This window comes from Geobacillus thermodenitrificans subsp. thermodenitrificans DSM 465, assembly GCF_000496575.1.
In the GTDB taxonomy this organism is placed as follows: domain Bacteria; phylum Bacillota; class Bacilli; order Bacillales; family Anoxybacillaceae; genus Geobacillus; species Geobacillus thermodenitrificans.
The window spans coordinates 196,158-208,217 of the sequence record NZ_AYKT01000001.1 but is presented as its reverse complement, the minus strand read 5'-3'; the positions used below and the strand labels follow the sequence as shown (position 1 = coordinate 208,217).

Annotated in this window: 12 protein-coding genes; all 12 read right to left on the bottom strand. The window is 52.1% G+C overall.

Annotated features, from left to right (window positions below; all coding sequences use genetic code 11):
* Positions 1–8 precede the first annotated feature (8 nt).
* On the bottom strand, positions 9–917 hold the full coding sequence (gene spoIIGA, locus DSM465_RS0101110; RefSeq protein WP_008878675.1) for a sigma-E processing peptidase SpoIIGA: 909 nt from the start codon (positions 915–917) through the stop codon (positions 9–11).
* A 224-nt stretch (positions 918–1,141) separates the two neighbouring features.
* Positions 1,142–2,275, bottom strand: coding sequence for a cell division protein FtsZ (gene ftsZ / locus DSM465_RS0101105; protein ID WP_008878677.1), 1,134 nt, complete (start codon positions 2,273–2,275; stop codon positions 1,142–1,144).
* Positions 2,276–2,301: 26 nt separating this feature from the next.
* A complete protein-coding gene (ftsA, locus tag DSM465_RS0101100) occupies positions 2,302–3,570 on the bottom strand; it encodes a cell division protein FtsA (RefSeq protein WP_008878678.1) in 1,269 nt (422 codons plus the stop codon).
* 190 nt (positions 3,571–3,760) lie between these two features.
* A complete protein-coding gene (locus DSM465_RS0101095; RefSeq protein WP_008878680.1) occupies positions 3,761–4,123 on the bottom strand; it encodes a small basic family protein in 363 nt (120 codons plus the stop codon).
* Between the two features lies 1 nt (position 4,124).
* Positions 4,125–4,841 (bottom strand): DUF881 domain-containing protein, encoded by a 717-nt coding sequence (locus DSM465_RS0101090; RefSeq protein ID WP_369802836.1) that lies wholly within the window; start codon positions 4,839–4,841, stop codon positions 4,125–4,127.
* 29 nt (positions 4,842–4,870) lie between these two features.
* Entirely contained in the window at positions 4,871–5,575 is a 705-nt protein-coding gene (locus DSM465_RS0101085; protein WP_029760422.1) for a DUF881 domain-containing protein, read from the bottom strand.
* Complete coding sequence (gene divIB / locus DSM465_RS0101080; RefSeq protein ID WP_029760421.1) at positions 5,556–6,341, bottom strand: cell division protein DivIB; 786 nt, start codon at positions 6,339–6,341, stop codon at positions 5,556–5,558. The genes DSM465_RS0101085 and divIB overlap by 20 nt, the downstream gene beginning before the upstream one ends.
* 247 nt (positions 6,342–6,588) lie before the next feature.
* Complete coding sequence (gene spoVE, locus DSM465_RS0101075; RefSeq protein ID WP_008878684.1) at positions 6,589–7,689, bottom strand: stage V sporulation protein E; 1,101 nt, start codon at positions 7,687–7,689, stop codon at positions 6,589–6,591.
* Between the two features lie 52 nt (positions 7,690–7,741).
* Complete coding sequence (gene murD / locus DSM465_RS0101070; protein WP_029760420.1) at positions 7,742–9,097, bottom strand: UDP-N-acetylmuramoyl-L-alanine--D-glutamate ligase; 1,356 nt, start codon at positions 9,095–9,097, stop codon at positions 7,742–7,744.
* Positions 9,098–10,072, bottom strand: a complete 975-nt coding sequence (gene mraY / locus DSM465_RS0101065; protein WP_008878688.1) for a phospho-N-acetylmuramoyl-pentapeptide-transferase — start codon at positions 10,070–10,072, stop codon at positions 9,098–9,100.
* A complete protein-coding gene (locus tag DSM465_RS0101060) occupies positions 10,057–10,524 on the bottom strand; it encodes a hypothetical protein (protein ID WP_008878689.1) in 468 nt (155 codons plus the stop codon). Before DSM465_RS0101060 ends, mraY begins: the two co-directional genes overlap by 16 nt.
* Positions 10,521–11,990 carry a UDP-N-acetylmuramoyl-L-alanyl-D-glutamate--2,6-diaminopimelate ligase gene (locus DSM465_RS0101055; protein WP_029760419.1) on the bottom strand — a complete coding sequence of 490 codons (1,470 nt, stop codon included), beginning with the start codon at positions 11,988–11,990 and terminating at the stop codon, positions 10,521–10,523. The genes DSM465_RS0101060 and DSM465_RS0101055 overlap by 4 nt, the downstream gene beginning before the upstream one ends.
* Positions 11,991–12,060 lie beyond the last annotated feature (70 nt).

Below are 12,060 nucleotides of genomic sequence, written 5' to 3'. Positions count from 1 at the left end.
GTAACGAACTACGAAGCGGTCAGCTTTCTTCCCGACTGCACCATTTTCGGATGAACGATGCAGCTATACTCCCCATCAGTCGATAGCGAGTCGGCACTTAAGGCAACAAGCCCTTGCTTCACCTCAAGCCATTGATCTTCATACAAAAGCATGATGCGGTCCGGCTTGATCGCCATCATCATTTGCGGGCCGCTCCCAACCGCGCGGTACGGAATGAGACGGAGGCGATGAGCCCACTGCTCTGGTAGATCGTCAAACGTCATGGTCGCCATATGCATCGTCAGCTCCTCAGGCAGCACTTCCTTTGCTTTTTCCCTATCAACAACCATCACCGGCGTTTTCGTCACTGGATCGAACAGCTGATTGCCGCTGTCAATAAGCCCACGCAGCGCCAGCGGCCGGCCATCCCAAACAACGATGACGTCAATAATATGTTCAAAACGCAGTTTTTTCTCACGAATGTTTTCCACACGGCGGCGGGAAAAAAGCCATAGCACCGGAAAACCAATCACAACAAACAACCAGCTGACCGGGTCGCCCGCTCCGGGGGGCATGATCAACCATTCTTGCTGAACGGACAGCTGCGGCACGAACAAATAATGGACAGCCAGCATGCCGCCGCCGATAGCGAACGTCGCAAAGTAAAATGCCATCATGTTCTCGATCATATAGCGCGGCCGCTTAAAGCCGAAAGCAGCAAGCACAATTAAGATCGAAACCGCCACTTTCACAAGTGGGTGCTGGGCGATGGCAGAAAACGGGGTGAACAACAACACGACAAGCAGTGAACCGATCAACGCCCCAGCCAACAGGCGCCACCAAATGACCGGTCGCTTGAGCATGAGCGCTGCCAGCCAAAGAAGCAAGGCGTCAAAACAGACATTGAGCAGCCAAATCACATCGACGTAAACGATCAAACAGTAAGCCCCTCCCCCCGCCCACATTAGCTTTGTCTGAAACAAGTATATAGCACATCATGAGGGAAAGTCTGTCAATCGGTGATGGTGAAAAAAAGGATGTTTTGTCAAAGTGAGGGGAATCACGGCGGATGAAACAAGCCGTCTGCAACTTAAGCAAGGCGAAAAACTTGATTTCAATAAAAATAGGCATGAACAACAAGTTGTTCATGCCTGGTTTCATCTTAACGGCGACGGTTGCGATTACGCAAGAAAGCTGGAATGTCAAGCGGATCTTCCGCTTGCCCTGAACGAAGCGCCGCATAGTCTTGTGTCGGCTCTTCGCGCTTTTCCCGCTTCGGCGCCGGCGTCACTTTCGGCGCTGTACTGATGCCGACGCGCGATGGCCGTGGTTGCGAAGCAACGTTTTCGTTAAAGCCGGTCGCGATGACAGTGACGACAATTTCATCTTTTAAGTTTTCGTTGATGACCGAGCCAAAAATCATGTTCACTTCTTGGTCGGCTGCTGAAGCGACGATATCAGCCGCTTCCTGTACTTCGTACAAGCTTAAATTCATCCCGCCAGTGATGTTCATTAGCACACCTTGCGCTCCGTCAATGGATGTTTCCAACAGCGGGCTGGAAATCGCCTTCTTCGCTGCCTCTGCAGCCCGGTTTTCACCGCTGGCCACTCCGATGCCCATCAACGCCGAACCTTTGTTTGACATGATCGTTTTCACGTCAGCGAAATCGAGGTTGATGAGCCCCGGCACGGCGATCAAGTCAGAGATGCCTTGCACCCCTTGGCGCAGCACGTTGTCCGCTTCGCGGAACGCCTCAAGCATCGGCGTATTTTTATCGACAATTTCAAGCAACCGGTCGTTCGGAATGACGATCAGCGTATCGACCGCTTCTTTCATGGCGGCGATGCCGCTTGCGGCTTGCGTCGCCCGTTTCCGCCCTTCAAAAGTGAACGGGCGCGTAACGACGCCGACCGTCAGCGCTCCTAATTCGCGTGCGATTTGGGCGATGACTGGCGCCGCGCCTGTTCCTGTGCCACCGCCCATCCCGGCGGTAACAAACACCATATCCGCACCGCGGAGCGCTTCTTCAATTTGCTCTTTGCTTTCTTCCGCGGCTTTTTTTCCGACTTCCGGGTTTGCGCCTGCGCCCAAACCGCGCGTCAGTTTCGCCCCAATTTGCAGCTTCGTCGGCGCTTTCGATAATTTGAGCGCCTGTGCATCCGTGTTAACTGCAATAAACTCCACACCTTGCACTCCGTGTTCAATCATCCGATTGACGGCGTTGTTGCCGCCGCCCCCGACCCCAATCACCTTGATTGTTGCCAACTGATCGATTGTCGTATCAAACTCCAACATAACCAAATCCTCCTAAATTTCAGTCTCTATTCAAAGAAAGATCCGAAAAATTTCTTGACCTTTTTCCCAAAATGGTCTTCTTTCTTTTTTGGTTTCGGCTGCTGTTTTGGTGCGGGGCGCTCAATCGGCTCCGCCGCCGCAGCAACCGGAACCGTTTTTCCTTGCAGCTGCGCTTGCCGGTAGGCGAATTTGAGCAAGCCGACGCCGATCGTATATTGCGGGTCACGCACACCGATATAATCCGGCAGGGCGACGCGGACGCTCGTCCCTAAGACGACGTGTGCCAGTTCCAGCACCCCTGGCATATTCGCCACACCACCTGTCAGCACATAGCCGCCAGGAAGGTCGCGAAACCCGAGACGGCGCACTTCATGCTGAACCATTTGCAAAATTTCCTCCAGCCTTGCTTCAATAATGTCGGCGATCTCAAGCTGGCTGAACTGCTGGTGCTGATCGGTGCCCATGATTGGCACGGTGAATACCTCTTCTTCCGAGGCATAGTCATAAAATGCATGCCCATGCTTCAGTTTAATTTTTTCGGCGTCTTCTGTTGTTGTGCGCAGCCCGATGGCCAGATCTTTTGTAATATGTTCCCCGCCGACCGGAAGCGAAGATACAGCCTGCAACCCGCCTTGCTCAAAGACGGCGACCGTTGTCGAACCGCCCCCTAGGTCGACGAGTGCAACACCTAAATGCCGTTCGTCATCGGATAACGCAAGCGAACCGGCCGCCAACGGCTGGAGGCAAATATCGCTAATTTCCAAGCCAGCCCGTTCCACACAACGAAGGAGGTTATGTAAAATTGTCTTCGCTCCCGTGATCATTGTCCCTTCCATTTCTAGACGGACACCAAGCATGCCGCGCGGATCATGGATGCCGTCTAATCCGTCAACAATAAACTGGCGCGGAACGATCCCGATAATTTCCCGATCCGGAGGGATGGAAACGACTTGCGCAGCATCGATGACGCGAGCGACATCCTCGTCACTAATTTCACGATTTTCACTCGCAACGGCGACAATGCCGTGACAATCTTGCAGCTGAACATGGCTGCCTGCCACCCCAACAATCACGCGGCGGATTGACAGGCCGACCATCCGCTCTGCTTGCTCGACCGCCCGCTTGATCGAGTGCACCGTTTTATCTATATCAACAATCGCCCCTTTTTTGAGCCCTTCGGATTTCACATTGCCTACCCCGATAATGTTAATCGAGCTGCCTAACATTTCCCCAATGATCACTTTAATGCTCGATGTCCCGACATCGAGGCTAACGACGATCTCATTGCTGCTCATCTTTTGGCATCTGCCTACTAAAAACGCACCTATCGGCCGGCGTTTCAGTAAGCAGCGACACCTCCTTTTTCGGCTGAAATTTCTCTATCCATCTCTTTGTCTATGTCTAGTTTATAAATTCCGCAAAAACACCATATTTTGTTTTACTCCATATAATTCAACATGCCAAAAGGCTTTCCCTGTCTTTTGCTTAACTTTTTTCACGATTTTGCCGCCGCTCCGCCCATTCGGCAAGCCAAAGGCGGCGGATGATGGCAATGTTTTGAAAAAGGCGGACACCGAACGCAAACACAGCCGCTAAATACAAGTCTACACCAAGATGTATCCCAAGAAAAGTTAAAGTTGTGGCAAGGATAATGTTGAAAAAAAACCCGGTTATAAATACAAGTTCGTCGTATGTCCGCTGTAAATGGGCGCGCCATCCTCCGATTAATGTATCAAAGGCCGCCAAAATAGCAATTGACAAATAATTAGAATACTCATCGGGAATTTCCCAGCCGGCGAGAACGCCGACAGCAAACCCGAGCAACATCCCGAGAAGCGGGAGCCACATGCTACTTCTCCTCCTTGCCGGCGCTCGCCGTCTCCATGTATTTTACGTCCGGCCGTTCAGTTGATGGTGGAATGACGATCACCGACTTCGGTTTGGAAATCGAAAGCTCCAGGTTTTCGACGATGAAATCGTCGCGAATCGGCGAAACAGCTAATCCGCTATACAGCTTGTCCACGTCATCCGCAATCGCCTTCACCTCAACCGGCAGCCTGATTGGGCGGCGGCCAACGTTCGTTATACCGTTGATATCGCGAATCGCCGTCCGGTTCGTCAGCCGCTCGCCGCCGATAGCAATTTCCCTTGCCCCATATTTGTTCAACTCATTCACTAACCGTTGCAGCAGCTCCGGGGAAACGGTCGCAGTGACTGGCCCAACATAGTCGGCCGTCGAGAATGGCGCAATCATCAGCACAATGCCGCTCCCTTTCACTTCAGTCAGTCCGGCTTCCTCCCGCAGCTCAGCGACAGTCGCCTCGAGCGCCGCCCCGCCGCCTGCCGCCTCCTTCTCCTGATAATGGCGCAATTTCTCTTCATAATCTTCGAGCTCCTCAAGCAGCTGCTGCTCGAGCTGTTGTTCTTTCGTTAAATCAGCGCGCAGTTCCCAAATGTCGCGTGTGTCACGCTCTTCTGAAGGCATCGTCGTCCGCAGCTCAACCGCGAGCATCACGCCAAACACGGCGGCGACGATGACAAAAGATAACCGTTTTTTCCACTCCAACATGCTTCAACGCTCCTTCCCGCCCTTTTTTACGGTTTGGGCGCAAATACCGGATCGAGAACGATGTTCTTTTGCTTTTCCACTTTCACATCGATATGGTCTTCGACTAGCTGGTCGACGACACCGCCGGCTAACTCAAGCGCGGATGATAGCACATCCGGGTCGCCGATCGCCGAAATGACAAACGGAGCCGCATGTTGTGTCCCGTCCACTTCAATGACTGGACCATTACAGACAATGTAAGAGCGATGGGAAATACGCTGCCCATTAATAGCAACGGCCTCAGCACCGGAAATAAGCAGCTCGTGAACGACTTTCCATACGTGCTGTTCATGAACGATGTAATCAGTAGCACTCGCTTCAGAGGGGATATAAGAGGAATCGGAAAGCGTGACTGCTACGCCTTTCCCTTTGACCCTCGCCTTTCCAACATGCATGCGCAGCTGTTCTGCCTCTTTCGCCAACCCGACCTCATTCGACTGTTGCTCGGCCAATTTTTTTTCCCATTCGGTCAATTCAGCTTGCTTTTTGACAAGCTGCTGCTTTAGCGACCGGTTTTCTTTTTGCAAAGCGATAAGCGCCGAACGATACTCGTACTCCTTTTTCCACTCACTGTCGCTCCATTGGCGACGTGGCTCCTCCTCTTTCGTATGCTGGTACGAAAACCCAAGCATAGTCCCAAAGATAAAACAAATAAAAGTAAGGAGGACGCGGCTACGGACTTTTCGTCTCATCGTCATCCTCCTTTTTCGTCGGTTCATACGGAACAAAATAGCTGCCTACTTCCAGGTGAATGACTCCTTTGACATTCCGGTCGAGCTCGGCGATAATCGACGGATAATGCGACAGCTTATCAGCAAAGTTATGAATCGTCGCACTCACCTCATAGCCATCATTCATATAGACAACGACCCGGTCTTTGTATTCACCGGTTGGCTTGTAGTGAATTTCCGATATGGCACCAAGCACCGCCGCTGGCAGTTCAGCAAGCTGCCCGGTCATTTCCGCAATGGCTTCACCACTTTTCCAGCCGACTAATACCGGTGCATCGCTCGGAGCCGTTTTCACCGCTTCCTGCTTTAGCAGCTGCCCGTTCTCAAGCAGTGGAAAAAACGTTTGCCGGTTATATACGTAGGCGACCCGCCGCCATTCACGAACGTCGATGACGATCGTATTCGGCAGCCGCTTCTTCACAGTGGCTTCCTTAATTTCCGGATGACGAGCAATTTTCGCCTCCACGTTTTGTTCATTCACTTTCCAAAAGCTTGTCCGCTTTGTAATGCCGCTCAAACTGATGATCCGCTCCGCCGGCAGATGACGGTTGCCGCTCACTTCCACATGCCTCACTGCACTGAGCGGCGATTGAAAATAAAGGACACATAAGATAAACAGAAAAAAGAAGAACAAATACAAAATGAGCCGACGGTTCGCTTTTTGACGGCGCCGCTCTTTCAGCTTCGGCACACGATCCTCTAGAACGACGACCTTTCCTTTTTCCATCGCATTCACCGCTTTCTTGTCCAACGCCCACATTCTCGCCCATGGACAAAACACATTGCCGCATTTGAATAAAAACAAACGGCATCCGCTGCCGTTTCTTTGTCCTTTGCACTTGTTTTCATTATATCACAAATAGACTGCGAGAGAGAGCCTGTTTTTTATCGCATTTGCCGCCACTATTCGACGAGAGCGCCACCGGCCCAATCAAGGCAAACAAAAGCGGCGGACAGCCGCCGCCTGCCTAGGTCTAGTAGCGGGCATGCCTGCTAATATTGAGCAGCACACCGATAGCCATCAGCATCAACGTCAGCGATGAACCGCCGTAGCTTAAAAACGGAAGAGTAATACCGGTGACAGGCATCAGTCCGGTAACAACGCCGATATTGATCATCACTTGAATAGCGATCATCGAAATGATGCCAAGCGCCAAAAAGCTGCCGTACAAATCAGGAGCGCCAAGGGCGATGCGCACGCCGCGCCAGAGAAGAAGGCTAAACAAAAGAAGGACGAGCGAACCACCAATAAAACCAAGCTCTTCAGCTAAAATCGCGAAAATAAAATCCGTTTGTGGCTCCGGCAAATAAAAAAACTTTTGCCGGCTTTGCCCAAGCCCAAGACCGAACAAGCCGCCCGGCCCAATGGCGTACAGCGACTGAATGATTTGAAATCCGCTCCCGAGCGGGTCTTCCCACGGGTTTAAAAACGACGTAATCCGCTTAATCCGGTATGGAGCTGATAAGATGAGGGCCACAAACCCGGCGAGCCCCAATACACCAAGACCGATAAAATGGCTGAGGCGGGCGCCGGCAACGAAAATCATCGTCACACATGTTCCGACCATGACGGTGCCCGTCCCTAAATCCGGTTGCAGCATAATCATTCCGAAAGCAGCAAACACGAGCAAAAGCGCCGGCAGCAACCCTTGTTTAAACGACGTAATCTTTTTTTGGTTTTCAGATAAATATTTGGCTAAAAAGGCGATCATAGCAAGCTTCATAAACTCAGACGGCTGAATGGAAAACGCCCCGACGCCGATCCAGCTTCGCGATCCATTGCGCACCATGCCGATTCCCGGAATAAGCACAAGGATGAGCAGCACAAAACAAACACCGAGCAGCACTTTCGACCAATCGCGCCACGTCCAATAATCGATGTTCATCATAAAAAACATGGCGATCACGCCAACGCCGGCAAATAAAAGCTGACGCTTGGCGAAGAAAAACGAATCGTTAAACTTGTATTCTGCCCAGATGGCGCTCGCACTGTACACCATAATAAGCCCGATCGCTAAGAGCGAAAACGTTAAAATAATGAGCAAAAAATCCGGTGCAGACTTTTTTCGCGGCAATGCCCAACACCTCTATTTTGTAAACTAGAGGGAAAGGGCTGTCCCTTTCCCTCTATTTCAACTTATGCACGGCGTTAATAAAAATGTCCCCTCTCTCCTCGAAAGTTTTATATTGATCCCAACTAGCACATGCCGGAGAGAGCAAAATGACATCGCCCGGCTCTGAAAGCCGAAAGGCAACCGGGACGGCCTTTTCCACATTATCGACATATTCTACCGTTTCTATTCCCGCCTCCCGAGCCACGCGGCCAATCTTGGCCGCCGTTTGGCCAAACAGCACCATGGCTTTGACCTGTTGCAAGTATGGGAGAAGGGCATCAAATTCATTGCCGCGATCAAGCCCACCGGCCAGCAAAATGACCGGCTCATCAGCAAACGCCGCGAGCGCCTTTTGCGTCGCCAATATGTTCGTCGCCTTCGAATCATTGTAAAATCGCCGTCCGTCGACTTCAGCCACATATTGAAGTCGGTGCTTCACGCCCGTAAACGTCGTCAACACCCGACGGATGGCCTCATTGCTAGCGCCAGCTAGTTTAGCAGCTGCTACTGCAGCTAAAATATTTTCCAAATTGTGCTGACCGGGGAGAACGATGTCGGCGATCTGGATGACCGACTCACCGTTCCAATAAACAGTGCCATCTTGGACGTACGCCCCTTCACCAAGCGGCTTTGTCACCGAAAACAGCACCTTTTGCGCCCGAACGGACGAGACGATGTCCATCACAAGCGGATCATCCGCATTGACGACGGCGTAATCGTGTGCTGTTTGGTTGCGGAAAATGTTCGCCTTCGCCGCTGCATATGCTTCTTTCGTCCCGTGGTAATCCAAGTGGGCGTCAAAAATGTTGAGCAAGACCGCGATCCTCGGACGAAACTCGTCAATGCCGGCCAGTTGGAACGAAGACAGCTCGGTGACAAGCCATTGATCCGGTTTCGCTTCCTTTGCCACCTCGCAGGCCACAAGACCAATATTGCCAGCAAGCAGCGGGTCTTGGCCGTCCGCCTTTAACATCTCATAAATGAGCGTCGTTGTCGTCGTTTTTCCGTTCGACCCGGTAATACCGATAAACGGCGCCTCAGAAATACGATAGGCAAGCTCCACTTCTGTCACAATCGGAAGCCCTTTTTCGAGCGCCTTTTCGACCAACGGGTTTGTATACGGAATTCCTGGATTTTTCACAACAAGATCAAATGGCTCATCGAGCAGCTCGAGCGGATGACCACCACAAACGACGCGGATACCGAGCTGCTCCAGCTTCTTCGCCTCCGCATTTTCCTCCAACGGTTTTTGGTCGTTGGCGACGACTTCAACACCTAATTCAGCAAGCAACCGAGCCGCCGCCGCCCCACTTTTAGCCAATCCAATGACAAGCACACGACGATGTTGATAAAAAGGAGTCGGTTTCAATTAAATCCACACCTCGATATAAATTCCTAGCATTGCGAATAAAAGGCCGACAGCCCAAAACGTGACGACAATGCGCCATTCCGACCAGCCGACGAGCTCATAATGATGATGGAGCGGACTCATACGAAAGACGCGCTTACCGGTCATTTTGAATGAGGCAACTTGAATAATGACCGACAGCGTCTCAATGACAAACACGCCGCCGATCACAACAAGCAGCAGCTCAAGCTTCGTTAAGACAGCGACGGCGGCAATCGCTCCGCCGAGCGCAAGCGAACCGGTATCGCCCATAAACACTTTCGCCGGATGAGCGTTAAACACTAAAAAGCCGAGCACGGCGCCGACAACAGCCACACAAAACACAGCCACGTCGTACTGGCCTTGATTCCAAGCCAAGACGGCGTAAGCGCCAAAGGCGATGGCCGCCGTTCCGGCGAGCAGCCCGTCAAGCCCATCGGTCAAATTGACAGCGTTCGAACCGCCAACGAGCATGAACAACAGCAACACCCCGTATGCCCAACCAAGGTCAAACGACCAGTCAGTGCCGGGAATATGTAGCGCTGTCGAAAAACCGCTTTGCCGATAGACAAAAAAGAAAATGACCGCAATGATGAGCTGGCCGATAAATTTTTGCCGGCTTGTCAGTCCAAGATTTCGCTTCATCACAACTTTAATCATGTCGTCTAAAAAGCCGAGCACCCCATAACCGATCGTTACAAACAACAATAAATATGTCCCCGCCGAAAGAACGGAAAACTTGGCCGTCACCCATACGGTCGTCGCAATGATGGAAAGCAAAATCATTATGCCGCCCATTGTCGGAGTGCCCGATTTTTTTTGGTGCGACTTCGGTCCTTCCTCTCGAATACTTTGCCCAAATTTTAACCGTCGCAAAAACGGGATAAATAGCGGGGACAAAATGACTGTGATTAAAAAGGAGACCGCCATCGCAATGACGATTATTTGCTCTGGCATGAATCGTCACATCCTTTTGCCGGCCGCACGCTCAGCCACCTTCTCTGCAGTTCAGCGAGCTGCAGGCGAGCTTCAGTATCAGCTGGAGCGTATGTTCCGCCTTTTTCCGAGAACGTAAAAGAAAATTCCGTGCCCCCGTCGCCCTCGCTTTGCCCTAAGTACCGCTCAAGCAACCTGGCAGCCGCTTCAAGCGGCGACGGAACAAAAAAGAGCGGAAACTGGTTGGGAATATAGCGGGGCAGCGGCTCGCCGATCGGCCAAAATGAAGCGATCGCCCCATGATCAATGGCTGTTTTCAACGTTTCCGCCGCATTTTTGAGCGGAACGAACAGCCCTTTTTTCACTTGCTTCGCGGGGTCGACAAACACGGCGTGAAAACGAATCGTCTCATCGATAATGCCGCGCGCCTCCACCGCGATGGATTGCACCATTTTATACGTAACCATCGTCATCTTCTCTCCTTCACCGCCGCTCGGGCGACAGCGCGATCGTCAAAGTCGATCACATCGTCGCCAATGATTTGATACGTTTCATGCCCTTTGCCGGCAATTAACACGACATCACCTTCTTGCGCCTGCCCAATGGCATACCGGATCGCCTCTTCCCGGTCGGGAATGGTCACATACGTCCCGTCCCCAGCACTAACGCCGGCCTCCATATCGCGCAAAATTTGCCTCGGGTCTTCCGAGCGCGGATTGTCGGAGGTAAAAACAGCGACATCCGCATAGCGCACCGCCGCTTGCGCCATGAGCGGCCGCTTTGTTCGGTCGCGGTCACCGCCGCAGCCGATCACAACATACACGTTTCGCTTTGCAAATTGCCGCACGGTTTTCAGTGCATTTTCCACACTATCCGGCGTATGAGCATAATCGACAATAACAGTAAAATTTTGCCCTTCATCGACCGTTTCAAACCGCCCCGGCACCGGCGAGACATTAGCGAGCGCCTCGGCAATCGTCGCAAGCGAAAAGCCGGACGCAAGGCAAGCGGCTGTGGCAGCGAGGAGGTTATAGACGTTAAACAGGCCGACCAGCTTCGTTTCGATCGCCATGGTCCCATGCGGAGTGCACAGTTGAAATGCCATGCCGCCGGGAGTCATTTCGATTTGCTCTGCCATCACATCGCTTTTTTCCTTTATGCCATATGTGATGATCGGTGCAGCTGTCATATGTTTATAATATTGCGAAACGGGGTCGTCATGATTGAGAACGGCAAATTTTGGCCGCCGCTCGTCGTAACGGTTGCCAAGTTGGGCAAACAGCAGCCCTTTGGCGTTCCGATATTCTTCCATTGTTCCATGATAGTCTAAGTGGTCTTGTGTCAAGTTCGTAAACACGGCGACGTCGTAATCGCAACCGTGCACCCGTCCTTGGTGAAGGGCGTGTGATGACACTTCCATGGTTACAAACTCCACACCTTCGTCAACCATTTGTTTAAACGTACGCTGCAAGACAAGTGACTCCGGTGTCGTATTCACTGCCGGGTAAGAACGGTCGCCGATTTTCGTCCCAACCGTGCCGATGAGTCCGGTTTTCTTGCCGGCTTTTCTCGCCACCTGCTCAATGATATGAGTCGTCGTTGTTTTACCGTTTGTGCCCGTCACTCCGATTAAATGAAGGCGGTGAGTTGGCTGACCGTAAAACGCATCCGCTAAAATCGCCATCGCTCGCCGGCTGTCCGGCACAACAACAACCGGCACATTCACCGAGAGCGGGCGCTCGGCGACAATCGCCACCGCCCCGCGCTCCACCGCCTGTTCGGCAAAATCGTGTCCATCCACGGTAAATCCTTTCACACAAAAAAAGAGAGAACCAGGCGTGACATGGCGCGAGTCCATCTCCAACGCAACGATATCCGGGTTGCCCCCGCGATGCACCCAAAAGCCGGGCAAGCGTGACAGCAGCGTTTGTAATTTCATGTTTGCTTCATCCCTTTCGCTTATAAATAGCCCGCCCAACGATGCGGACAGCGGAAAAAGGGGCACAACC

Bases quoted from the DNA above. Each gene is read 5' to 3' on its own strand.
- divIB (WP_029760421.1), bottom strand. From the start codon at position 6,341: ATGGAAAAAGGAAAGGTCGTCGTTCTAGAGGATCGTGTGCCGAAGCTG.
- ftsZ (WP_008878677.1), bottom strand. From the start codon at position 2,275: ATGTTGGAGTTTGATACGACAATCGATCAGTTGGCAACAATCAAGGTG.
- DSM465_RS0101095 (WP_008878680.1), bottom strand. From the start codon at position 4,123: ATGTGGCTCCCGCTTCTCGGGATGTTGCTCGGGTTTGCTGTCGGCGTT.
- DSM465_RS0101055 (WP_029760419.1), bottom strand. From the start codon at position 11,990: ATGAAATTACAAACGCTGCTGTCACGCTTGCCCGGCTTTTGGGTGCAT.
- mraY (WP_008878688.1), bottom strand. From the start codon at position 10,072: ATGCCAGAGCAAATAATCGTCATTGCGATGGCGGTCTCCTTTTTAATC.
- DSM465_RS0101085 (WP_029760422.1), bottom strand. From the start codon at position 5,575: ATGAGACGAAAAGTCCGTAGCCGCGTCCTCCTTACTTTTATTTGTTTT.
- DSM465_RS0101060 (WP_008878689.1), bottom strand. From the start codon at position 10,524: ATGACGATGGTTACGTATAAAATGGTGCAATCCATCGCGGTGGAGGCG.
- ftsA (WP_008878678.1), bottom strand. From the start codon at position 3,570: ATGAGCAGCAATGAGATCGTCGTTAGCCTCGATGTCGGGACATCGAGC.